This window comes from Trabulsiella odontotermitis, from assembly GCF_001188485.1.
Lineage (GTDB): Bacteria > Pseudomonadota > Gammaproteobacteria > Enterobacterales > Enterobacteriaceae > Trabulsiella > Trabulsiella odontotermitis_A.
The window spans coordinates 35,548-58,633 of sequence record NZ_JNGH01000070.1 but is presented as its reverse complement, the minus strand read 5'-3'; the positions used below and the strand labels follow the sequence as shown (position 1 = coordinate 58,633).

At 56.8% G+C, this 23,086-nt stretch carries 16 protein-coding genes and 6 pseudogenes; 12 read left to right on the top strand and 10 right to left on the bottom strand.

Going from position 1 to position 23,086, the window contains the following annotated elements; translation table 11 throughout:
- The first annotated feature begins 3 nt into the window (after positions 1 to 3).
- The 3 genes from GM30_RS07040 to GM30_RS07030 all read left to right on the top strand — a co-directional run bounded on the left by GM30_RS07040 (position 4) and on the right by GM30_RS07030 (position 3,994).
- Positions 4 to 1,023 carry a Zn-dependent oxidoreductase gene (locus tag GM30_RS07040; protein WP_049848033.1) on the top strand — a complete coding sequence of 340 codons (1,020 nt, stop codon included), beginning with the start codon at positions 4 to 6 and terminating at the stop codon, positions 1,021 to 1,023.
- A gap of 52 nt (positions 1,024 to 1,075) precedes the next feature.
- Positions 1,076 to 2,452 carry an MFS transporter gene (locus GM30_RS07035; RefSeq protein ID WP_049848032.1) on the top strand — a complete coding sequence of 459 codons (1,377 nt, stop codon included), beginning with the start codon at positions 1,076 to 1,078 and terminating at the stop codon, positions 2,450 to 2,452.
- A gap of 105 nt (positions 2,453 to 2,557) precedes the next feature.
- On the top strand, positions 2,558 to 3,994 hold the full coding sequence (locus GM30_RS07030; RefSeq protein WP_049848031.1) for a mannitol dehydrogenase family protein: 1,437 nt from the start codon (positions 2,558 to 2,560) through the stop codon (positions 3,992 to 3,994).
- Positions 3,995 to 4,036: 42 nt separating this feature from the next.
- On the opposite strand, the gene GM30_RS07025 is transcribed toward GM30_RS07030, so the two are convergent.
- Complete coding sequence (locus tag GM30_RS07025) at positions 4,037 to 4,723, bottom strand: GntR family transcriptional regulator (RefSeq protein WP_049848030.1); 687 nt, start codon at positions 4,721 to 4,723, stop codon at positions 4,037 to 4,039.
- Positions 4,724 to 4,813: 90 nt separating this feature from the next.
- The gene (gene ydfG / locus GM30_RS07020; RefSeq protein WP_049848029.1) at positions 4,814 to 5,560 is read right to left on the bottom strand and encodes a bifunctional NADP-dependent 3-hydroxy acid dehydrogenase/3-hydroxypropionate dehydrogenase YdfG; all 747 of its coding nucleotides are present in this window, start codon (positions 5,558 to 5,560) and stop codon (positions 4,814 to 4,816) included.
- 143 nt (positions 5,561 to 5,703) lie between these two features.
- Between ydfG and dcp the strand changes: the two are divergent.
- Positions 5,704 to 7,750 (top strand): annotated as a pseudogene (dcp, locus tag GM30_RS07015) (peptidyl-dipeptidase Dcp).
- Positions 7,751 to 7,911: 161 nt separating this feature from the next.
- On the opposite strand, the gene GM30_RS07010 reads toward dcp, so the two are convergent.
- Positions 7,912 to 8,742 (bottom strand): hypothetical protein, encoded by an 831-nt coding sequence (locus GM30_RS07010; RefSeq protein WP_238582617.1) that lies wholly within the window; start codon positions 8,740 to 8,742, stop codon positions 7,912 to 7,914.
- A 151-nt stretch (positions 8,743 to 8,893) separates the two neighbouring features.
- Here GM30_RS07010 and GM30_RS07005 point away from each other — a divergent pair, with 151 nt between their 5' ends.
- Positions 8,894 to 10,087 carry an MFS transporter gene (locus GM30_RS07005; protein ID WP_049848027.1) on the top strand — a complete coding sequence of 398 codons (1,194 nt, stop codon included), beginning with the start codon at positions 8,894 to 8,896 and terminating at the stop codon, positions 10,085 to 10,087.
- Between the two features lie 5 nt (positions 10,088 to 10,092).
- Here GM30_RS07005 and GM30_RS07000 read toward each other — a convergent pair whose 3' ends face one another.
- Together GM30_RS07000 and ydeE are read right to left on the bottom strand one after the other, a co-directional pair.
- A complete protein-coding gene (locus tag GM30_RS07000; RefSeq protein WP_049848077.1) occupies positions 10,093 to 10,560 on the bottom strand; it encodes a helix-turn-helix domain-containing protein in 468 nt (155 codons plus the stop codon).
- 103 nt (positions 10,561 to 10,663) lie between these two features.
- Entirely contained in the window at positions 10,664 to 11,854 is a 1,191-nt protein-coding gene (gene ydeE, locus GM30_RS06995; RefSeq protein ID WP_049848026.1) for an efflux MFS transporter YdeE, read from the bottom strand.
- 192 nt (positions 11,855 to 12,046) lie between these two features.
- On the opposite strand from ydeE, the gene eamA reads away from it, so the two are divergent.
- On the top strand, positions 12,047 to 12,946 hold the full coding sequence (gene eamA / locus GM30_RS06990; RefSeq protein WP_049848025.1) for an O-acetylserine/cysteine exporter: 900 nt from the start codon (positions 12,047 to 12,049) through the stop codon (positions 12,944 to 12,946).
- Between the two features lie 33 nt (positions 12,947 to 12,979).
- Here the strand turns inward: eamA and marB are convergent, their stop codons facing one another.
- From marB to marR, 3 genes and pseudogenes are all read right to left on the bottom strand, one after another.
- Positions 12,980 to 13,198: a multiple antibiotic resistance protein MarB gene (gene marB / locus GM30_RS06985; protein ID WP_049848024.1), complete on the bottom strand. Its 219-nt coding sequence runs from the start codon at positions 13,196 to 13,198 to the stop codon at positions 12,980 to 12,982.
- Positions 13,199 to 13,231: 33 nt separating this feature from the next.
- Positions 13,232 to 13,528 (bottom strand): annotated as a pseudogene (gene marA, locus GM30_RS06980) (MDR efflux pump AcrAB transcriptional activator MarA); the annotation flags it as partial.
- An 18-nt stretch (positions 13,529 to 13,546) separates the two neighbouring features.
- On the bottom strand, positions 13,547 to 13,981 hold the full coding sequence (marR, locus tag GM30_RS06975) for a multiple antibiotic resistance transcriptional regulator MarR (protein WP_049848023.1): 435 nt from the start codon (positions 13,979 to 13,981) through the stop codon (positions 13,547 to 13,549).
- A 227-nt stretch (positions 13,982 to 14,208) separates the two neighbouring features.
- Between marR and GM30_RS06970 the strand changes: the two genes are divergently transcribed.
- Entirely contained in the window at positions 14,209 to 14,877 is a 669-nt protein-coding gene (locus GM30_RS06970; RefSeq protein WP_049848022.1) for a MarC family NAAT transporter, read from the top strand.
- A gap of 27 nt (positions 14,878 to 14,904) precedes the next feature.
- Here GM30_RS06970 and GM30_RS06965 read toward each other — a convergent pair whose 3' ends face one another.
- The gene (locus tag GM30_RS06965; protein WP_049848021.1) at positions 14,905 to 16,101 is read right to left on the bottom strand and encodes a sugar transporter; all 1,197 of its coding nucleotides are present in this window, start codon (positions 16,099 to 16,101) and stop codon (positions 14,905 to 14,907) included.
- 103 nt (positions 16,102 to 16,204) lie between these two features.
- A pseudogene (gene ptrR / locus GM30_RS06960) lies at positions 16,205 to 17,033 on the bottom strand (putrescine utilization regulator PtrR).
- A 103-nt stretch (positions 17,034 to 17,136) separates the two neighbouring features.
- Between ptrR and sad the strand changes: the two are divergent.
- The 5 genes and pseudogenes from sad (at position 17,137) to GM30_RS06935 (ending at position 23,023) form a co-directional block, all read left to right on the top strand.
- Positions 17,137 to 18,505: pseudogene (gene sad / locus GM30_RS06955) on the top strand (succinate-semialdehyde dehydrogenase).
- A gap of 103 nt (positions 18,506 to 18,608) precedes the next feature.
- Entirely contained in the window at positions 18,609 to 20,198 is a 1,590-nt protein-coding gene (locus GM30_RS06950) for a methyl-accepting chemotaxis protein (RefSeq protein ID WP_049848020.1), read from the top strand.
- Positions 20,199 to 20,285: 87 nt separating this feature from the next.
- Positions 20,286 to 21,175: pseudogene (glsB, locus tag GM30_RS06945) on the top strand (glutaminase B).
- A gap of 2 nt (positions 21,176 to 21,177) precedes the next feature.
- A pseudogene (locus GM30_RS06940) lies at positions 21,178 to 21,500 on the top strand (DUF4186 domain-containing protein).
- A 104-nt stretch (positions 21,501 to 21,604) separates the two neighbouring features.
- Entirely contained in the window at positions 21,605 to 23,023 is a 1,419-nt protein-coding gene (locus tag GM30_RS06935) for a GGDEF domain-containing protein (protein WP_049848019.1), read from the top strand.
- Positions 23,024 to 23,086 lie beyond the last annotated feature (63 nt).

Genomic DNA, 23,086 nt, shown 5'->3' with positions numbered 1-23,086 from the left:
AGAGTGAAAAGCATCGTCATTCAGCAACCGAACCAACTGGATATCGCCGAACGCCCGCTGCCGGAACCCGGCACGGGAGAAGTCAGGGTCAGGGTGAAACTGGCCGGGATTTGCGGCTCAGACAGTCATATTTATCGCGGTCACAACCCGTTTGCGAAATATCCGCGCACCATCGGACATGAGTTTTTCGGCGTGATCGATGCCGTCGGCGACGGGGTGAGCGAGCCGCGGATCGGCGAACGGGTGTCGGTTGATCCGGTGATCAGCTGCGGCCACTGCTATCCCTGTTCCGTTGGCAAACCGAATGTCTGTACGTCACTGGTTGTTCTTGGCGTACATCGCGACGGCGGCTTCAGCGAGTTCGCGGTGGTGCCGGCGAAAAACGCCTGGACGATACCGGCCGAGATTGCGGATGACGATGCGGTCATGATTGAGCCGTTTACCATTGCGGCCAACGTCTGCGGGCAGGTTAACCCGACGACGCAGGACGTGGCGCTGGTGTACGGCGCAGGCCCGATGGGGCTGACGACGGTGCAGGTGCTGAAAAGCGTTTATCAGGCCAGAACGGTGATCGCTGTTGACCGTATCGGTGAGCGACTGGCGATGGCACAACGCTGTGGCGCGGACGAGATCTTCAACAACAGCCAGCAGTCGTTACCGGCCTGGCTGGAGGAAAAGGGTATCCAGCCGACGCTGATTGTCGATGCGGCCTGCCACCCGACCATTTTGCCGGAGGCGATCCGCATCGCATCGCCCGCTGCGCGGATAGTCATTATGGGATTTTCCAGCGAGCCGACGGCGATTGTGCAACAGCAAGTCACCGGCAAAGAGCTGTCGATTTTCTCTTCACGGCTGAACGCGAACAAGTTCCCCCAGGTGATTGACTGGCTCCGTCAGGGGCTTATCGATCCCGGCAAGCTGGTCACGCATCGCTATGACGCCTCACAGGTTATCGAGGCGATTGAGACGTTTGAGCAAGACCAACGACATTGCTGCAAAGTTTTACTGACTTTTGCGAAATAACCACCACCCATGCGGTTGAGCTGTACGCATCTTACCCAAAGAGATGGCGACTATGACGCACAATACACATGAGAGAAGCACGAAGGATCTGATCAAAGCGGCGGTATCTGGCTGGTTGGGTACCGCGCTGGAATTTATGGATTTCCAGCTCTATTCACTCGGCGCGGCGCTGGTGTTTCACGAAATATTCTTTCCTGAACAGTCCGCCGCCATGGCGTTGATTCTGGCGATGGGTACCTATGGCGCGGGGTATATCGCCCGCATTATTGGCGCGTTTGTCTTCGGGAAGATGGGCGACCGCATTGGTCGTAAAAAAGTGCTGTTTATTACCATCACCATGATGGGGATCTGCACCACGCTGATTGGCGTGCTGCCGACCTACGCTCAAGTGGGGATTTTTGCGCCAGTGCTGCTGATGACGCTGCGTATTATTCAGGGGCTCGGGGCGGGCGCGGAAATCTCCGGTGCGGGCACCATGCTGGCGGAGTATACGCCAAAAGGGAAGCGGGGGATCATTTCGTCACTGGTGGCGATGGGCACCAACTGCGGAACACTGAGCGCCACCGCCATCTGGGCAATCATGTTTTTTGCGCTCGACCGCGAAGCGCTGGTGGCGTGGGGCTGGCGCGTACCGTTCCTCGCAAGTGTCGTGGTGATGATCTTCGCGATCTGGCTGCGGCTGAATCTTAAAGAGAGCCCGGTGTTTGAAAAAGTCAGCGAAAACAATATGACACCTGCCAAGCGTGAACCGCAGGAGAGCACGCTGGGCGCAATGTTCAAAAGCAAATCGTTCTGGCTGGCGACCGGTTTACGCTTCGGGCAGGCCGGGAACTCGGGGCTTATTCAGACCTTTCTTGCCGGATATCTCGTCCAGCAATTGATGTTTGATAAGGCAATTCCCACGGATGCGCTGATGCTCAGCTCGGTGCTTGGGTTTATCACCATTCCGCTGCTGGGCTGGTTGTCGGACACGTTTGGCCGTCGCCTGCCTTATATCATCGTCAATATTTCCGCCATGATCCTGGCGTGGCCGATGCTGGCGATCATCGTCGACAAGAGCTACGCGCCGGGCACCATCATGGCGTCGATTATCGTTATCCATAACGTCGCGGTGCTGGGCGTCTTTGCCCTCGAAAATATCACCATGGCGGAAATCTTTGGCTCGCGGAACCGCTTTACGCGGATGGCGATCTCCAAAGAGGCGGGCGGACTGATCGCCGTCGGGTTTGGGCCGGTACTGGCGGGGATCTTCTGCAATATGACCGGTTCCTGGCTGCCGATTGCCATCATGCTGATCGGCTATTCCGCGATTGGCCTGATGGCTGCCATTCTGATGCCAGAGGTGTGCGACCGCGATTTAAGCCTGACGGAGGACGCGGCAGAGAAGGCAGCGCACGCCCGCAACGGCATGGGTGTCACACAACTTTGAAATGATATTATACCACTTACCATTTAGTTAATGTAAGTCAAAACACGGGCGGAAACACACGTTAATCTAGTATGGCAACCCGTATTCAACACTGTGAGTATAAAGATGCAAAACACGTTACTGACGGNGGCAACCCTTCCTGGCTACGATCGCAACAAACTGGTGCCGCGTATTGTGCACCTGGGTTTTGGCGCGTTCCATCGCGCGCATCAGGCAGTTTATGCCGATATTCTGGCAGCAGAACATGGCAGCGACTGGGGCTATACCGAAGTGAACCTGATCGGTGGCGAGCAGCAGATTGCCGACCTCAATCATCAGGATAAGCTCTACACCGTGGCGGAAATGTCTGCCGATGCATGGACCGCACGCGTCGTGGGTGTGGTCAAACAGGCGCTGCATGCGCAGGTTGATGGCCTTGACACCGTGCCCGCGATGTGCGAGCCGCAGGTGGCGATTGTGTCGCTGACCATTACCGAAAAAGGGTACTGCCACTCACCGGCGACCGGGGAACTGATGCTCGATCACCCATTAATTGCCGCCGATCTGCAAAACCCACATCAGCCGAAATCGGCACCGGGCGTGGTGGTGGAAGCGCTGGCGCGTCGCAAAGCAGCAAATCTGCCCGCGTTCAGCGTGATGTCCTGCGACAACATGCCGGAAAACGGTCACGTGATGCGTAATGTGGTTTGCGCATACGCGCGTGCGGTCGATAGCGACCTGGCGGCGTGGATCGAACTTAATGTCACTTTCCCGTCGACCATGGCCGTTCCCGCCGACACGCTGGATAAAATCGAACAGATTACCGGTGTTCGCGATCCGGCAGGCGTCGCCTGTGAGCCGTTCCGTCAGTGGGTGATTGAAGACAATTTCGTCGCCGGCCGCCCGGCATGGGAGAAGGCCGGTGCCGAACTGGTGAAAGATGTTATCCCGTTCGAAGAGATGAAACTGCGCATGCTGAACGGCAGCCATTCATTCCTTGCGTATCTGGGTTATCTGGCAGGTTATCAGCACATCAATGATTGCATGGAAGACGACAACTACCGTCGCGCCGCGCATGCCCTGATGCTGAACGAGCAGGCGCCGACGCTGAAAGTGAAGGGCGTGGATCTCGCGCACTATGCGGATCTGCTGATCGAACGCTACAGCAACCCGGCGCTGCGCCACCGTACCTGGCAAATCGCGATGGACGGCAGCCAGAAATTGCCGCAGCGCATGCTGGATTCCGTCCGCTGGCACCTCGCACACCAGAGCCGCTTTGATTTACTGGCGCTCGGCGTGGCGGGCTGGATGCGTTACGTCGGCGGCGTTGATGAGCAGGGGAACGCCATTGAAGTGTGCGACCCACTGTTGCCGGTGATCCAGCAAACGGTGAAACAGAGCCCGGAAGGGGAAGCGCGCGTACAGGCGCTGCTCGGCATTGAGGCTATCTTCGGCAAAGAACTGCCGCTGGAAAGCACGTTCGTCAAAAACGTCACGGACGCGTATCTGCTCCTGCTGGAGAAAGGGGCGAAAGCCACGGTCGCGCAGTACGCAACACGTTAAGCGTCAGCCATAAAAAACCCCTCAATGAGGGGTTTTCTTTTTTTACTCTTCGGTAAACCAGTCGCTGTTTTCCTGCTTAATCAACAGTACCGATTCGCTGATTTCATGCAGATGCAACGCCATCGCATTTTCAACGCCGTCGGCATCGCGTTTTTCCAGCGCGGCGAAAATATCATGATGCTGGCGCAGCAACATTTCCGGTGAAGAGATGTGGTCCAGACTCATATAGCGCACCCGGTCAATGGTGGCTTTGATATTCTCGATGGTATCCCACGCCAGCTGACAGTCGGCAATTAACGACAGCGTCTGATGAAATTCATCATCAAGCTGGAAAAAGTCGTTGATCTGGTGGCGATCGATAGCGATGCGCTGTTGCTGCAGGTTTTTCTCCAGCTGATAGCACTGGCCGTCGTCAATCATGCCCGCGGCGCGACGCACCACGGCGCGCTCAATGGCCTGACGGACAAAACAGCCGTTGCGAACCTGAGAGAGGGAAATTTTATTGACGTAGCTGCCTCGCTGGGGGCGGATCTGAATCAGGCCATTTTCCGCCAGTTTGATAAACGCTTCCCGCACCGGCTGGCGCGACACATCAAAGCGCACGGAGACGTCCTTTTCTGACAGCGGCGTTCCAGGCGGAATCAGACAATGCACGATATCCCTGCGCAAAATCCGGTAGATTTGCTGGTTGACGGGCTGTGTTGGGTTTAATTGCGTTTCGACGGCCATTGGCTCTTACTTTCTGGTAAATAACAGCGCTATTTTACGCTTAATTCATCATCACGCCCATACCCGGCGCACCGCCGGGCAGGGGTTTTGTCAGGAACGATGAACGCTCAGCCCGGCATAGGTCTGGCTGACCGGCATCATTTCGACCGTGTTGATGTTGACGTGTTTCGGCAGCGTCGCCACCCACCAGACGGTTTCCGTTACGTCTTCGGCGGAGAGCGCGGTGGTGTTTTCGTAGGTTTTGTCCGCTTTCGCGTCGTCGCCTTTGAAACGCACGTTAGAGAATTCGGTGCCGCCCACCAGGCCTGGCTCAACATCCGTCACGCGGATTGCGGTGCCGTGCAGGTCAGTACGCAGATTCAGGCTGAACTGGCGAACGAAGGCTTTCGTTGCGCCATAGACGTTACCACCCGCGTACGGCCAGCTACCCGCTGTCGAACCGATGTTAATGATGTGACCACGATTACGCGCCACCATGCCCGGCAACACGGCGCGGGTCATATAAACCAGCCCTTTGTTGTTGGTGTCGATCATCGTTTCCCAGTCTTCAACGCTGGCTTTATGCGCAGGCTCCATGCCGAGCGCCAGACCGGCGTTGTTCACCAGTACGTCGATATCGCGCCAGTCTGCGGGCAGGTTGGCGATCATTTCTTCAATGGCGGCGCGGTTGCGCACGTCCAGTTGGGCGGTCAGGAGGTTATCGCCAAGCTCGTCTTTCAGCTCCTGCAGACGCTCCTGACGACGGCCGGTGGCAATCACTTTATGACCGTTAGCGACAAAACGACGAGTAATGCATTCACCAAAACCTGCCGTTGCTCCGGTTACCAGTACAATCATCTCACTGTTCCTCAACGCTTTTTATGTCGTACTACCATAGCACGATCTGGCACGGGTGAAAAAGCATGCCGCAGGCGAAAGCATTGCGGTTTTCGCGGGTGACGCCTACTCTGGGCAATGTACTGAAATTCCGGGAGAAGATGATGTCTGCAAATAACCCCTTTTTCGACGCCAGCCTGCTGCCGTATCAGGCGCCACCGTTTGACCGTATCGAGGACAGCCACTACCGTCCGGCCTTTGATGAAGGTTTACGCCGCAAACGGGCAGAGATTACGGCGATTGCCAGCAACCCGGAGCCTGCGACCTTTGCCAACACCTTTGAGGCGCTGGAAAAGAGCGGCGCGATGCTGTCCCGCGTGACGCAGGTCTTTTTTGCCATGGCGTCCGCCAATACCAACGACACAATCCAACAGCTGGACGAAGCGTTTTCGGCGGAACTGGCCGAGCTGGCGAACGATATTTACCTTAATGAGGCGCTGTTCAGCCGGGTCGAAACGGTCTGGCGGCAGCGGGACGCGCTCGGTCTGGATGCAGAATCGCTGCGCCTGACCGAGGTGGTGAGACAGCAGTTTTTACTGGCCGGGGCAACGCTTCCGGCAGCGCAGAAGCAGGAGCTGAAAGCACTTAATACACAAANCACTCAGTAGCCAGTTCAGCCAGCGTCTGCTGGCCGCTGTCAAAGCGGGCGGACTGGTGGTCGATGACCGGCATCAGTTGGACGGTCTGTCAGACGATGACATTACGGTCGCCAAAGCCGCAGCGGAGGCGAAAGGGCTGAACGATCGCTGGCTGCTCACGCTGACGAATACCACGCAACAACCTGCGCTGGCGGCGTTGACCGACCGGCAGACGCGGGAAAACCTGTTCAATGCCGGTAAGCTGCGGAACCTGAAAGGGGATGCCAACGACACGCGCGAGCTGGTGCTGAAGATCGTCGGCGTTCGCGCCCGTCAGGCAGAACTGCTGGGTTTTGATGACTACGCCAGCTGGAGCATTGCCGATCAGATGGCGAAAACGCCACAGGCGGCGCTGGATTTTATGCGCAAAATTGCCCCTGCCGCACGCAACCGGGCGCTGGCGGAGCAGGCGGATATCCAGAAGGTGATCAACAACGAGCAGGGTCACTTTACGGTTCAGGCCTGGGACTGGTTGTTCTACAGCGAACAGGTGCGTCGGGCGAAATACGCGCTCGATGAAAACCAAATCAAGCCCTATTTTGAACTGAACCGGGTACTGCATGACGGCGTGTTCTGGGCGGCGTCGCAACTGTTCGGTCTGCGTTTTGTGGAACGCCATGATATTCCGGTGTATCACCCCGACGTTCGTGTGTGGGAAATTTTCGACGCTGACGGCGAAGGGCTGGCGCTGTTCTACGGCGATTTCTTTGCCCGCGATTCGAAATCCGGCGGCGCATGGATGGATAATTTTGTCCAGCAATCGACGCTGCTCAACGCGCGTCCGGTGATCTACAACGTCTGTAACTATCAGAAACCCGCCGCCGGATGCGCGGCGCTGCTCTCCTGGGATGACGTCATCACGCTGTTTCATGAGTTTGGTCATGCGCTGCACGGGCTGTTTGCCGAACAGCGTTACCCGGGGTTGTCCGGCACCCGCACGCCGCGGGATTTTGTCGAGTTCCCGTCGCAAATCAACGAACATTGGGCCAGCGAGCCGCAGGTGTTCGCCCATTACGCTCGCCATTACCAGACCGGGGAACCGATGCCGGATGCGCTGCGCGACAGCGTGTTCCGCGCGGCGACCTTCAACAAGGGTTATGACATGACCGAGCTGTTGGCCGCCGCGCTGCTCGATATGCACTGGCACAGCCTGAAAACCCAGGCGCTGCCGACGGACGTGGTGCAGTTTGAAGAGGCGGCGTTACGGGCGGAAAAACTGCTGCTGGAGGCGGTGCCGCCGCGCTATCGCAGCAGCTATTTTGCGCATATTTTCGGCGGTGGCTATGCGGCCGGTTACTATGCCTATCTGTGGACGCAGATGCTGGCGGACGACGGTTATCAGTGGTTTGTCGAGCAGGGCGGCCTGAGCCGGGAAAACGGCCAGCGTTTTCGCGAGGCGATCCTCTCGCGCGGCAACAGCGAAGACCTGGAAGCGCTGTACCGTGAATGGCGCGGCCACGATCCGCAGATCGAACCGATGCTGAAAAACCGGGGGTTAAGCGGTGAAGACTAATACTGCCGTCGTTTAGACTCTATTGAAGATACGCATGATAGCGTAGTGCTGATAGCGTGGATGCTGCAAGGAAATGTGGGTTTACGCTAAAAGTAAAATACGAATCTATCCATGCAAGCATTTGCCGCCAGTCTCTGGCGGTTTTTTTTCGCCTGCGGAAACTAATGCGTCAGCGTGTTGGCGGAGGGACGTTGCATGCGGACTACGGAAATAGACTGCACCAGCAGCGCGAGAGCGACGGCAATGGAGTAAGCCATCAGCAGGCTGAAGCGCGGAAGCAGTAAACTGAGTGACCAGAAAAACACCGCGAAGCTGAATGAACCGCCCACCATGCCGCGCATCACTTGCTGCGCGGCATGCGGACCGTGATTGCGCTGGGCGAACACCGCCAGAATCGTTGCCATTAACGGGAACGCCGCCAGGATTCCGCTCACCCCCGCGCCGACAAACGGTGCCAGCAGCGTCACAGCGACCACCAGCGCGGCGATCAGCAGTATTCTGACCGGCAGATCCCAGCGCGGGATCCTGAGTTTGCTGCTTCTGACCGTGATTTTGGGAATGAACATCAGCGCCAGTGCCATGACCAGAATATCGATGATAAACAGCGCTGACTGTGAGAGCGTACTGTGTTCAAGGAGACCGGCGGAAATCGCAAAGGCGACAGTGGCCGCAAGCAGGGCTTTTCCCCAGCCCGCGCTGGCGCTTCGGCACCAGGCAACGGCAAAACAGGCCTGTGCCGCCGTGGCGCACAACGATCCGGAAGTGGCGTTAGTGGCAAATTCTGGCCCCTGTTCAAGGGCAAGAAATAGCGAGATGGGGCCGGAGGTCAGCGGCAATCCAACGACAAGCCCGCCGACCGTTTCCCCCCAGCGACGACCGGCGAGGGTGGCGGCAAGTAATAACAGCGGTGTGGCAACCAGCTTAAAAAACAGCAATTCCATATCGTGACGACAGTCCTGAGTCATGCGCGTTCGCGCTTCGTTTTCTGCCACTATACGCCCACGGTTTGCCACTTTATTGATGATGTCGGCATTTTTCGCCGTTTTGCGGCAGCGTCAGAGAAAACAAATGACATTTATTCTCGTTTACAATTGTCACGCTTTCAGGCTTTAATGCGGGTTTTCATGTCGCTGGAGCTGCAACATGTTTTCCCGGTTTTCAACGTTAAGCCGTATTCCAAAGGGTGTCTGGGTAGTGGGAGGCGTCAGCATGTTGATGGATATCTCGTCAGAAATTATCCACAGCCTGCTGCCATTGTTTATGGCGACGACGCTCGGTGCCAGCGTCATTCTGATTGGTCTGATCGAAGGGCTGGCGGAAGCCACCGCGCTGATCATTAAAGTCTTTTCAGGGGCAATCAGCGATTATCTGGGAAAACGAAAAGGGCTGGCGTTGCTCGGTTATGGCCTCGGCGCGCTGAGCAAGCCGCTGTTCGCCATAGCCTCGACTTCCGGGATGATCCTCAGCGCCCGGCTGATTGACCGGGTTGGAAAGGGGATCCGTGGCGCGCCGCGTGATGCGCTGGTCGCCGACGTCACGCCGCCAGAAATTCGTGGCGCGGCCTATGGTTTACGTCAGTCTATGGACACTATTGGCGCTTTTCTGGGGCCGCTGCTGGCGGTGGCGTTGATGCTGCTGTGGAACAATGATTTCCGCACCATCTTCTGGGTGGCGGTGATCCCCGGCGTACTGGCGGTAGCACTCCTCTTTTTTGGCCTCCAGGAGCCTAAAACGCCAGTGACGCACAAGCGCAGCAATCCCATCAAACGCGAAAACCTGCGTCGGTTAGGAAAATCCTGTTGGTGGGTAATGGGTCTTGGCGCGGTGTTTACCCTTGCGCGCTTCAGCGAGGCGTTTCTGGTGCTGCGCGCCCAGCAGGCGGGCATTCCGCTGGCGCTGATCCCGCTGGTGATGGTCGCCATGAATCTGCTCTATTTCTTCTCTGCCTATCCGTTCGGCAAACTCTCTGACGCGATGAGCCACACCCGGCTGCTGCAGCTCGGACTGGTGGTGCTGATTGCTGCCGATGTGATACTGGCGGTCAGCACGCACTGGGCTGGCATCATCATCGGTGTGGCGCTGTGGGGCGTGCATATGGGGATGACGCAAGGGCTGCTGGCGGCGATGATCGCAAAAACCGCGCCCCAGGACTTGCGGGGCACGGCGTTCGGTATTTTCAGTATGGTCAGCGGCGTCGGGTTACTGCTCGCCAGCGTCTGCGCCGGGGTAATCTGGGAACAGTGGGGCGCGGAATGCACGTTCTGGACCGGAGCAGTTATCTGCGTACTCACGCTGCTTTATCTGTGGTTAACCCCCGCACGGGTGGTGAATGAGTGACACTGTCACTTTCTCAATAAGCGCTGTAAGCGGGTTTTCTTCCAGCGCTCAATGGCACCAGCAAACAGGAACAGGCGCAGCCCGCGCACCAGCAGCAGCGCCCCCCAGATGGCTATCACCCATAACGACCACAGATAGCCGGGCTGAGTGAAGCGGTTGAGGGCGAACAGCAGGGCGCAAACCACCACGGCGGTCAACACCGCTCGCCAGAAATGCGATTCCTGTTCAACCTGATGCCGGGCATCGCTGATGCGCTGATCCAGCGGTGCTTCACCTTCAATGGGGGCTGTAGACAGATCCGCCACGCTGACCTCAAATACCGCCGCCAGCGCACTTAATGTTTCAAGGCCTGGCCGTTCGCCGTTTTCAATGCGTTGAATGGTTCGTACGCTGAGGTCGGTCATCTCGGCCAGTTGCTCCTGCGACCACGCTTTTTTCAGTCGTAATGCTTTTACCTGGTTAGTGCTGTTCATAACACCGTCTCCGAATGAAATATCCGGCATGAATTGTCTGACAGGGCGTGAGAAAGCAACACGATCTCAACCCGACAGCAAGGCGACAGTAACCTGACAGCCGTCAGACCGCGCTGAATAACCCTTCGCGCGGGCTGAGGTTCATACCGCGGAGGATCATCACCCAGGCCGCCACAATCGCTGCCATCAGAATAGCAAACAGCGACCACGGCGGTAGGGTCGTCAGAATGGTGCCGGTGATCATCGGGTTAAACGCCGCCCCCAGCCAGCCCAGCGCCTGAGCGGAAAAATAGCTGGCTTTCAGTCCCGGCGGCGCAATGTTGTCGATCAGCATGTATTCACCCGGCGCATAGATTACCTCGCCGATAGTGAAAATCGCCGCAGAAATTCCCCAGAAAATCAGGCTCGAGCCAGACAGCATAAAGCCCACCAGTCCAAGCACGAAAAAGAGCGTACCGACGGTCATCAGCGGGCGAATATTGCCCGCCGTCAGCTTACGGCCAATAGCGTACTGCAATGTAACGACCACCGCGGCGTTTACCGGCAGGATCACGGCAATCACTTTTTCGGCGAAATCACTGTCGGCCACCGCCAGCACATACTGTGACAGGCAGGAGGCGAACGATCCGCCGACGAACGAGGCCAGCAGTCCGGAGAGGGTAAACCAGAACAGCGCGCGATCGCGCAGCAGCACCGAGGGCGACCAGGCGACGGGGTTGTCTTCTGCGGCAGTAACCGCAATGCGCTGCACCCACAGCTGAATAAAGACCAGCGGGAAGGCGGCACAGATGGCGGCCAGCCAGAACGGCAGGTTAATGCTGATCATCACAAGCCAGGTGCCGAGCGGCGGCCCGACGGTCCAGCCCATGTTCAGAAAGGTGTAGTTGAGCGAGAAAATGCGCGCTTTGGCCGTGGATTCCAGCGTATCAGCAAAATAGGCTTTCAGCACCGTGGCAAAAACGGAATAGGCGCAGTTGATCACCGCGAAAAACAGCACCACCAGGATGACGTTATTCACCAGCGGAATCGCCACAAACCCGCCAATAAACGCGGCAATGGAAATCAGCATGTAGCGTTTTTTATCAAACTTATCGGCGAGGATGCCGAACGCCAGGCTGAAGACGACGCCGATGGTCAACGCTACCGTCATCGCATAACCAATCTGATCGACGCCCAGCGCAAACTGCCGTGTCAGATAGATGGTCATAAACGGTAAAGTTGCGCCACGGCCAATGGTTAACAGCAACGACGACGCCAGCAGCGCTGCGGTTGAGCGCCGGGTGTTTGAGTTCATTTTCCTGCCCGAGTAGTTTTTCTGTCATGAGGTTGTGTCATATCAGGAGTAACACGCCTTGCGGGGGCTTGTACAGATGAGTACGTGTCGGCATGTGCTTTTTGACCCTCCTGGATTTAATGATCTATCAGCGCATTGATTTTTTCGTTACTTTAAATCTGTTTACAAAAACTGAACTCACAGGGGCGAGGTATGACGCGAAAAGATGGGCTACTGGCGTTGCTGGTTGTCGTGGTATGGGGGCTCAATTTTGTCGTCATCAAAGTGGGTTTACATAATATGCCGCCGCTGATGCTGGCGGGATTACGTTTTCTGCTGGTTGCCTTTCCGGCGTTGCTGTTTGTCGCCAGACCGAAGATCCCGCTGCGGTTGTTGCTCGGTTACGGGTTGACGATAAGCTTCGGCCAATTCGCCTTTCTGTTCAGCGCCATTAAATTCGGTATGCCTGCCGGGCTGGCCTCACTGGTGTTGCAGGCGCAGGCGTTCTTTTCGATCATTCTCGGTGCCTTTGTCTTTGGCGAACGTCTGCAGGGCAAACAACTCGCCGGGATTACGCTTGCCGTATTTGGCGTGCTGGTGTTGATTGAAGGCAGCCTGTCCGGGCAGGACGTCACGTTGCTCGGCTTTTTCCTGACCCTGGCGGCAGCGCTCTGCTGGGCCAGTGGCAATATCTTCAATAAAATCATTATGCAGCATGAAGCGCGCCCGGCGGTGATGTCATTGGTGGTGTGGAGTGCGTTGATCCCCATTATTCCGTTTATGCTGGCCTCGCTGCTGCTGGATGGCCCGGCGGTGATGTTGCAAAGCGTGGTGGAGATTGACATGACGACCATTCTGTCGCTGGTCTACCTGGCGTTTATCGCCACTATTGTCGGTTACGGGATCTGGGGTTCGCTGCTCGGGCGTTATGAAACCTGGCGCGTGGCGCCGCTGTCGCTGCTGGTGCCGGTGGTCGGGCTGGCGAGTGCGGCCGTGCTGTTAGACGAAAAACTGACGGGGCTACAGCTGGCTGGCGCGGTACTGATAATGGCAGGGCTGTTTATCAACGTGTTCGGATTGCGGTGGCGGCGGGTGAAGGCGATCAGAGGCTAAAAAAAGCCCCGCACTATTGCGGGGCAAGTCGATTTACCGGCTGTGCTTATTGTAATAAGGCACACCCAGCTCGTCGGATTTGTCGCTGCCGGCGGCCATATGATTAAAATCAAACGGCGACTGGCTTTGTGCGGACGGCATAAGCATCGCGTCACGCTGTGGTTGATTCGCAAGGGTTGTGGATTGCTCCGCAAAACTCTGGCCGGAAGCCAGCGCCAGTAAGGCGAGGGCGGCGGAGGCGAACAGTTTCATGATTTCCTCAATACGTCTTTGTGCAGGCGATTAATAGTTNTTAAACGTCCGCGTCAGCGTCTGCTGTGACTCAAACCCGTAGCGCTCGGCCAGATAGAGGATCGGCTCGTTACTCTCTTTGAGTTTTTGCGCGATCTCCGTCAGCTTGCGGCTGCGAATATATTGACCCAATGAATGACCGGTCTCTTTTTTAAACATCCGTTGCAGGTGCCATTTCGAATAACCGGAGCGCTCTGACACTTTTTCCAGCGACAGGGGCGTTTCCAGATTGTCTTCGATCCAGTCCAAAATGCTATGAATAGTGATGGCGTCGGTGTTTCGTCTGGACATCGTCTTACCTCTTTCTGCTTATAACAGAATTTTTTTGAGCAGCAGTTCGAGTTGGGTAACTTCGTCTGCCGTTAGGTTTTTAATTAATTCCTGGTGCAGGTCCTGGCCCACGCGCTGGTGGCATTGCTCACTGATTGCGGCACCTTCTGGTGTCAGTTGTACCAGTACGCCACGCTTATCGTTCGGGTTGGGCAGGCGCTCGACCCATCCTTTGCTAATCAGCCGGTCGAGCATTCTGGTCAGGGCCCCCAGGTCCACGGACAATACCTTTTTCAGTTCAACAGGGGAGAGACACACCTGGCAGCGAATGGAGCACAGCACTTTGAACTGGGTCGCGGTGATGTCCAGCGGCGACAGATAATCGTTCAGCAAACGATCTTTTTTCTGGTTGACCATATGGATTAAGCGTCCAAGTGGGATGATTTCGTTAAACAGATCACTTGTGCTTTTCACAATGGTTGCCCTGGCAAGTAGTTTAATTGCGATGGATATTATTGCCCAGGCAACCATAAGTCAACTGAATGAATAATCCGATGCCACATTTTGCTAAAACGTGTACAGCAGACCGTTTTTGGTCAGAATATTCGTCGCATACCGTTACGTTTATTACAGCCACAAAAATCACAACGCCACCGGAAGCCGATATAATTCAGTATCAAATCCCAGGAATCAGGTTACTTATGATGGAACTTTTAAAAGCGATTGGCCTTGGGCTGGTCGTTCTGTTGCCACTGGCAAACCCGCTGACTACCGTGGCGCTGTTTCTCGGCCTCGCCGGTAACATGAACAGCGCGGAGCGTAACCGCCAGTCGATGATGGCATCGATTTATGTCTTTGCGATTATGATGGTGGCGTATTACGCCGGACAGCTGGTGATGAACACTTTCGGCATTTCTATACCCGGTCTGCGCATTGCAGGCGGGCTTATCGTCGCGTTTATCGGCTTCCGGATGCTGTTCCCGCAGCAGAAAGCGCATGAATCCCCGGAAGCGGAGAGCAAATCCGAAGAGCTGCGCGATGAGCCGGACGCCAATATCGCCTTTGTGCCGCTGGCAATGCCGAGCACCGCCGGGCCAGGAACGATTGCGATGATCATCAGTTCCGCCTCGACGGTGAAAGAAGGCGTGAACTTCTCCGCCTGGGTGGTAATGGTGGCACCGCCGCTGATTTTTGCCGCTGTCGCGCTGATCCTGTGGGGCAGTTTACGCAGTTCCGGCGCCATCATGCGGATGGTGGGGAAAGGCGGTATCGAGGCCATTTCCCGGCTGATGGGCTTCCTGCTGGTATGCATGGGCGTGCAGTTTATTATCAACGGCATTCTGGAAATTATTACTAACTATCACGCATAAAAAAGGGCGCGTTGCGCCCCTTTCGAATCAGGAATGATGCTGGGGTTCCAGCATCGCCACCGGCCAGCGGCGGAAGATGATAATCGCCCAGATCAGCGCCGCCAGCGCCGGAACCGCACCGACATAGCCAATCGACGACATCGACAGCCACAGGCTGACCTGACTGCCAACCAGCGCGCCCGCGCCAATCCCGATGTTGAAAATACCGGAAAACAGTGACATCGCCACGTCGGTAGCGTCCGGTGCCAGCGCCAGCACTTTCACCTGCATACCCAGACCAATAATCATGATCGCGATGCCCCAGAAGATGCTGAGCACCGCCAGGTGCATTTCGCTCTGCGCGGCGGGTAACAGCAGCAACAGGCAGAGCAGCAGCAGGGCAATCGCACCGTTGATCAGCATGGAGGAGTGGTTGTTACCCAGCCTGCCAAACAAAATACTGCCGACGATCCCGGCACCACCGAGGATCAGTAGCAGCACGGTAGCAAACTGACCGCTGAGCCCCGCCACGTTCTGCACGAACGGCTCGATGTAACTGTATGCCGTGTAATGCGCCGTCACGACAACCACCGTCAGAATATAGATGCTGACCAGCGCCGGGCGGCGAAACAGGATCGGCAGGCTTTTCAGCGAGCCGGAATGTTCGCTTGGCAACGACGGTAACAGTTTGATCAGCGCCAGCAGGGTGATCAGCGCCCCTACGCCAATGGCGAAGAAGGTGATGCGCCAGCCAAAGAGCTGACCGACCACGCGACCGACCGGAATACCCAGCACCATCGCAAGCGCCGTACCGGTGGCAATCAGGCTCAGCGCCTGCGCGCGTTTCCCGGCAGGCGCCATGCGGATCGCCAGCGACGCCGTGATCGACCAGAACACCGCGTGAGCGAAGGCGATGCCGATACGGCTAATCACCAGCACCGGGAAATTCCACGCCAGAAACGACAGCACATGGCTGGCGATAAACAGAATGAACAGCGCAATCAGCAGTTTCCGGCGCTCCACCTGGCGGGTCAGCAGCATAAACGGCAGCGACATTAGCGCTACCACCCAGGCGTAGATGGTCAGCATAATACCGACCTGCGCGGTCTCCATCTGGAAACTTTCGGCGATATCAGACAGCAATCCGACCGGCACAAACTCGGTGGTATTGAAGATAAAAGCGGCAATCGCCAGCGTGACCACCCGAAGCCACGCAAGCTTGCGTGAAACTGTGCTCGTTGTCATAACAATGTTCTGGATTGGTTACAAAAAAAGAAGAGAGGGCGATCTTAAAGCGATTGTCGGTGAAAAGACAATCGTTTTGTGACTTACCTCTCATTTTCTTTTTCTATGACCCCTCAAAAGGCTGCGGCTCGTTGAGCAGTTCAATGAAGGCTTCCAGTTGACGGGTCATCGCACCACGCCGCCAGACCAGCCAGGTGGTCAGCCAGCGCCATTTTTCCGCCAGCGGCCAGGCATCCACCTGATGATGACCGGGCATACTTTCCAGCATGCTGCGCGGAATGAGTGCCAGTCCGGCACCGGCAATCACGCAGGCGAGCATGCCGTGATAGGACTCCATCTCATGGATCCGCCCCGGCGTGGCGCGGTCAGCGTGAAACCAGCTCTCGAAATGGCGGCGATAAGAGCAGTTAGCGCGAAAGGCGTAGATGCTCGCCCCGTTGACTTCGCTGGCCCGTTTGACCGGCGCATGGCCGTTCGGGGTGACAATCATCATCTCTTCGCGATAGACAGGAATACCTTCAAGACCGGGGTGCATTACCGGGCCATCGACAAACGCGGCACTCAGCGTACCTTCCGTCACGCCGTCAATCATGGTCCCGGATGGGCCGGTCGCCAGATCGAACTGTATTTTCGGGTAGCGCTGGTTATAACGCGCCAGCGTTTCCGGAATGCGCACCGCCGCAGTGCTTTCGAGTGACCCCAGCGAGAACAGGCCTTGTGGTTCGTCACCGGCGACCACCATCCGCGCTTCATCCNGCGGAGCCCCCCAGCCGCTGATTTTCACGGATAAACAGCTCGACGCCGAGATCGGCCTCCAGCTGGCGGATGCGGGTCGTCAGGTTAGACGGCACCCGGTGAACTTTTTGCGCGGCCAGGGTAATGCTGCCGGTCTGGGCGACGGCGTTGAACATCTCAAGCTGAGTCAGATCCATAGTATTCTCGATTCGTGAACAGAATGGTTAATATTATTCATTTTTCATAAACGGAAGAGTACGCCAGGATAAGATCACAACGCAATCGACTGAGAGAGAAAACATGAGCTCACCTGCAACCCACGCAATTTCCGTCAATCCGGCAACCGGCGAGGTGCTCTCGTCGTTGCCATGGGCCACCGCCGACCAGGTAGACANGCCTGGCCGACAGTGGCTATCGCCAGTGGCGACAGACGTCCGTTGCCGACCGCGCTGATGCATTACGCGCGGTTGGTCAGGCGCTTCGCGAACACGCTGACGAGATGGCATGGCTCATCACTCGCGAAATGGGTAAACCGATTACGCAGGCGCGGGGCGAAGTGGCGAAATCCGCCAGCCTGTTTGACTGGTACGCCGGGCACGGTCCGGCAATGCTGGCCACCGAACCGACGATGGTCGAAAACCAGAACGCAGTGATTGAATACCGCCCGATGGGGCCGATTCTGGCGGTCATGCCGTGGAACTTCCCGCTGTGGCAGGTGGTGCGCGGCGCGGTGCCGATTCTGCTGGCCGGCAACAGCTATTTACTCAAGCATGCGCCGAACGTGATGGGTTGCGCGGCGCTGATCGGTGACATCTTTGCCAAAGCCGGGATCCCGCCGGGCGTCTTCGGCTGGGTGAACGCCACCAATGACGGCGTCAGCCAGGCGATTAACGATACGCGCATTGCCGCGGTAACCGTCACTGGCAGCGTGCGGGCAGGGAAGGCAATTGGCGCGCAGTCCGGCGCGGCGCTGAAAAAATGCGTGCTCGAACTGGGCGGTTCCGATCCGTTTATTGTCCTCAATGATGCCGACCTGGATGNGGCTGCCGTCATCGGTCGTTACCAGAATACCGGGCAGGTATGCGCCGCGGCGAAGCGTTTTATCGTCGAAGCCGGGATCGCCGACGCCTTTACGGCGAAGTTTGTCGCCGCAACCGCGCAACTGAAAATGGGTTCGCCGGAAGAGGAACAGAACTACCTCGGGCCGATGGCGCGTTTTGACCTTCGTGATGAACTGGATCAGCAGGTACAGGCCACGCTGGCGGAAGGCGCCACGCTACTGCTGGGCGGTGAAAAGGTTGCCGGGCAGGGCAACTATTATGCGCAGACGGTACTGGGTAACGTAACCCGTGAGATGACCGCGTTCCGTCAGGAGATGTTTGGCCCGGTGGCGGCGATTATCGTGGCCCGCGACGCCGACCATGCGCTGGAACTGGCGAACGACAGCGAGTTCGGCTTATCCGCCACCGTCTTTACCGCCAGTGACGACCAGGCTCAGCGTTTTGCCCGCGAACTTGAGTGCGGCGGCGTCTTTATCAACGGCTACAGCGCCAGCGATGCCCGCGTGGCGTTCGGCGGCGTGAAGAAAAGCGGTTTTGGTCGTGAATTGTCACACTTTGGTTTGCGCGAATTCTGCAACGTGCAAACCGTATGGAAAGACCGCCGCTAGGGCATTCCCGGGGCGTCGTACGGCGCCCTGTCATTTTACCGTCATGGTTCTGTCATTTTCATTCCGTAGACTCGCGCCTGTCTAGTCGTAACAGATGAAAATCATGAACTTAATTCAAACTATTCGGCGTTTTACACAACGCTTTTTTCCACGGCAGTTCGGCCTGCTGGCAGGGATTTTTTGCATCATCGGTTTATTCTCTGCATTGCAGATAACCTCCTCATTTCTCCTCACATTTTCCTTAAAAGACGCGCAGCGTAACGAGCAGCGCAATCAACAGGCGCATCTCCAGCAGGTCAACGTGGACGAGGCGCGTGTGTCGTTGCTGGCGGCGAGCGATCTGCTCAACCGCGCCGGTGTCTATTTTATGCAGGATAAAGAAACCGGCTCGGTGGGAAGCTGGAACAGCCTGATGGATGAGGCGCAAAAAGCGCTGGCGCAGTCGCAAACGGCCTGGCAGGCGTGGCTGGCGCTGAACCCACCGAAAGACGAAGGGCTGATCAACAGCTATCAACTGTTTTATGGCGCGATCAAAGAACAGGCGGACGGGCTGACGAAAACTCAGTCGATCGATGCGTTCTTTGCGGTGCCGGTACAGGCGTTTCAGTCTGACTTTAACGACAACTACGCCCGTTTTCAGCAGGCCAGCGAAACCCAGGCGGAAGCGGGGCGACAGGCGCTGATGAGTAATCTCTCCTCTCTGCAGACGCTGTTTTTGCTGGCCCCGGCCTTGCTGGTAGTAATTGCGGCAATGGTATGGATAGGCATGTCGCGCTGGGTCATTTCTCCGCTGCGACGTCTGATTAGCCATATCAATACGCTGGCTGCAGGCGATCTCTCCAGTCCGCTGCCCACCGTGACGCGTTTTAACCGCGAAATCGACCAACTGAGCCTCAGCATCGGCGATATGCAGCGCGGGCTACAGCAACTGGTGACCCGCGTGAATCAAGCGACCGGATCGATGATGACGCAGATCGATCATCTGGTGGCAGGCAACGAAAAACTGTTCCAGCAGTCGGTTAAGCAGTCACAGGAGCTGGATGAGGTCACCACCCATATCGCACGCATGGAATCACACGTCGAAGGTAACACCGGCTATGCGCAGCTTGCCAGCCAGCGCGCGGACGAAGCGCGTCAGGTCGCGGCAGGCGGTGACAGAATGATGGCGACGGTGAATGAATCCATGCAGGCGATCGTTGACCGCTCTTCTGAAATGCGCGGGATCGTGTCGATGATCGACAGCGTGGCGTTCCAGACCAATATTCTGGCGCTTAACGCCGCCATTGAAGCCGCCCATGCGGGCAATCAGGGGCGCGGCTTTGCGGTGGTGGCGAAAGAGGTCGGCCTGTTGGCGCGTAAGAGCAGTGAATCCACGCAAACTATCCAGGAGCTGATTAACCATTCGCTGGACGGCATTGAACAGGGATCGCAGGCGGTGACCCGTCTGGAGGATAACCTGCAAAAAGTCACCGGGCTGGTGGGCAATTTGAGCGGTCTACTGAATGAGATCTCACAGGCCACCCTCAGTCAGGGAGACAGTATCCATCAGATGACCCGCCAGCTACACACGCTGAACCAGGTGGCTCGTCAGACCGGTGAACTGGTTGATTACGCGGCTAAATCGTCGGGCAAGTTACAGGAAAGCTCGCAGCTGTTGAAGCAGGCCGTTACCCGTTTTCGACTTCCTGCCTGACGTCAGACATGTCGCTCTGGTATACTCGCAGGCCGAATTTGGCCTGCGGGCAAGGAGCAGTGAGTGGCGACGGTCATCAACAACAATATGCTGGATTCCATTCTGACCGACGTACGGCCACTGATTGGCCGCGGCAGGGTAGCGGACTATATTCCGGCGCTGGCCTGCGTGCCGGGAAACAAGCTGGGCATTGCCATCAGTACCGTCGACGGTCAGCACTTCTCGGCGGGGGACGCGCACGAACGCTTCTCGGTTCAGTCGATTTCTAAAGTGCTCAGTCTGATTGTCGCCATGAATCATTATCAGGAAGACGAGATCTGGCAGCGGGTGGGGAAAGATCCCTCCGGGCAGCCGTTCAATTCCCTGTTGCAGCTGGAAATGGAGCAGGGCATTCCGCGTAATCCGTTTATCAACGCCGGGGCGCTGGTGGTGTGCGATATGCTGCAGGGGCGGCTGAGCGCGCCGCGACAGCGGATGCTGGAAATCGTGCGTAAACTTAGCGGGAAATCCGATATCCGCTATGATGCCGTGGTGGCTCGCTCGGAGTTCGACCACTCGGCCCGTAATGCCGCCATTGCCTGGTTGATGAAGTCGTTTGGCAATTTTCATCATGACGTGGCGACGGTGCTGCAAAATTACTTCCACTATTGTTCGCTGAAAATGAGTTGCGCCGAGCTGGCGCAGACCTTTCTGTTTCTGGCTGATAAGGGAAGGGCGCCGCACCTCAATACGCCGGTGATCACCCCGTTGCAGACCCGCCAGGTTAACGCCCTGATGGCGACCAGCGGCATGTATCAGAACGCCGGTGAGTNGGCTTACCGGCTAAATCCGGCGTCGGCGGCGGGATTGTGGCGATTGTGCCACAGGAGATGGCCATCGCGGTCTGGTGTCCGGAACTGGATGAGGCGGGCAATTCACTGGCAGGGATCGCCGTTCTCGAAAAACTGACCCAGCAGTTGGGTCGCTCGGTCTATTAGTCATGATTTCTCTTGATGCTCTCTTTGCTCGTCTGGCACGATCAACGTTTCGCAGCCGGTTTCGTCTCGGCCCTAAAGAACGGCAGTACTGCTGGGATAAAGGCCCGGAGGTGATTGACCAGCATGCCGCCGAATTTATCGCCAGCCGTCTGGCACCGGCACAGCCGAAAAATGACGGCAAGCAGACGCCGATGCGCGGTCACCCGGTGTTTATCGCCCAGCACGCGACCGCCACCTGTTGCCGCGGCTGTCTGCAGANGAACAACAACAATACGTTGTGGCGGTGATCCATCACTGGCTGGTGATACAGATGAATACACGGTAGATATTTTTTTAGACAAAATATCGTGTAATTTTTTTTCATGATCATATTATGGCTTCACCTGCAACCGTAAACGAATTACGAAAGTTATTTCCGGGTAAATATACATGCGCTCATATTCTCTGACGTCTTTCACGTTGTTTCGTGAAGAACAACCCGTGCGGGATGCGCTGGTAGTATTTATTCTGACGACGCTGTTCTATTTCTTTGGCGCGATGCTGAGAATGGTGCAGGAGCTGTCGCTGTTCTGGCCGCTGAACGCCGTGATGGCAGGGGTTTTCGCCCGCTACGCGTTCCTCAATCGCGGTATTCATTACGCCGTTTGTTATGTCGCTATGCTGGTTTACGATGCAATAACCACACAATGGGGAGTGGCATCGCTGGTTATTAATCTCTCGAATATGCTTTTTATTGTCATCGTGGCTCAGCTGGTATTACGTGATAAAAGACGAACAAATTATATGCCCGGCCCGCTGAGTACATTGCATTTATTTTATTATTGCCTGCTTGCCGCCATATTATCGTCTTTGCTCGGCGCTGTCGGGTCGGTGGGGATCGACCGACAAGCGTTTCTTCCGTTGTTTGCCGACTGGTTCAGCGAACAGTTCTCTACCGGCGTCCTGTTTTTGCCCTGCATCATGACCCTGACACGGCCCGGTGCCTTTTCGGGTTTTCGCCTGCGCTATCTGACGCCGGTAGCGGCGCTGCTCCTTTCCATTGGCGCGTCGATACTGGTGGGCGGAGCAGGGAGCCTGGCTTTTCCGTTACCGGCGCTGATCTGGTGCGCCGTGCGTTATCCGCTGCCATTAACCTGCCTGTTGACGCTGGTGGCCGGGTGCGCCGAGATCCTGCTGGTGGCAAACAATATTATTAACCTCGCGGTAGACGCACCATTGCAGACACCGCAGCTATTTTCCACGCGTCTCGGCATTGCGGCGCTGGCCATGAGCCCGGTGATCGTCGCGGCAAGCGTTGACGCCATCAGCAAACTGATGAAACAGGTCGCACTGCGTGCTGATTTCGATTTCCTGACCCGCGTCTATTCACGCTCCGGCCTTTATGAAGCGCTGAAAAAGATTGAGCACACTGACAACAGCCATCTGACCGTGATGCTATTGGATCTCGATTATTTCAAACGCATCAACGACAGCTATGGTCATGAGTGCGGGGACTATGTGCTGGCATCGTTTGCTCAGCAGGTGAAAAATCTGGTCGGTGAAAAAGGGCTGGTGGCGCGAATGGGCGGCGAGGAGTTTGCCATTGCCGCGCTCACCGCCGATGGGGCGGAGGGCTACGCGCTCGCAGAGAGGATCCGCAATGCCATCGAGGTCTATCCTTTCCGCTGGCAGGAAGACACGCTGCGACTGACCGTCAGCATTGGCATTGGCACCCGAAGCCCCGGCAACGCACCGGTATCAGACACGTTCAACCTGCTGCTGGTGGAAGCGGATGAATATCTCTACCGCTCAAAGGAGATGGGGCGCAACCGTACCAGCATCCGCCGGGATGAGCCGGTGTTATTTTAACTAACAGGTGACGTTGTCACTTAATCGGCAATCTTACCTGTGCGTTTCCCGGGGCTTCTGGCG

What these genes read in the sequence shown, in the direction of transcription:
- GM30_RS07025 (WP_049848030.1), bottom strand. Translation starts at nt 4,723, where the DNA reads ATGGCCGTCGAAACGCAATTAAACCCAACACAGCCCGTCAACCAGCAA.
- GM30_RS06935 (WP_049848019.1), top strand. Translation starts at nt 21,605, where the DNA reads ATGCGCTCATATTCTCTGACGTCTTTCACGTTGTTTCGTGAAGAACAA.
- GM30_RS07005 (WP_049848027.1), top strand. Translation starts at nt 8,894, where the DNA reads ATGTTTTCCCGGTTTTCAACGTTAAGCCGTATTCCAAAGGGTGTCTGG.
- GM30_RS06950 (WP_049848020.1), top strand. Translation starts at nt 18,609, where the DNA reads ATGAACTTAATTCAAACTATTCGGCGTTTTACACAACGCTTTTTTCCA.
- ydfG (WP_049848029.1), bottom strand. Translation starts at nt 5,560, where the DNA reads ATGATTGTACTGGTAACCGGAGCAACGGCAGGTTTTGGTGAATGCATT.
- marB (WP_049848024.1), bottom strand. Translation starts at nt 13,198, where the DNA reads ATGAAACTGTTCGCCTCCGCCGCCCTCGCCTTACTGGCGCTGGCTTCC.
- GM30_RS06970 (WP_049848022.1), top strand. Translation starts at nt 14,209, where the DNA reads ATGATGGAACTTTTAAAAGCGATTGGCCTTGGGCTGGTCGTTCTGTTG.
- ydeE (WP_049848026.1), bottom strand. Translation starts at nt 11,854, where the DNA reads ATGAACTCAAACACCCGGCGCTCAACCGCAGCGCTGCTGGCGTCGTCG.
- GM30_RS07035 (WP_049848032.1), top strand. Translation starts at nt 1,076, where the DNA reads ATGACGCACAATACACATGAGAGAAGCACGAAGGATCTGATCAAAGCG.
- GM30_RS07000 (WP_049848077.1), bottom strand. Translation starts at nt 10,560, where the DNA reads ATGAACAGCACTAACCAGGTAAAAGCATTACGACTGAAAAAAGCGTGG.
- GM30_RS06965 (WP_049848021.1), bottom strand. Translation starts at nt 16,101, where the DNA reads ATGACAACGAGCACAGTTTCACGCAAGCTTGCGTGGCTTCGGGTGGTC.
- eamA (WP_049848025.1), top strand. Translation starts at nt 12,047, where the DNA reads ATGACGCGAAAAGATGGGCTACTGGCGTTGCTGGTTGTCGTGGTATGG.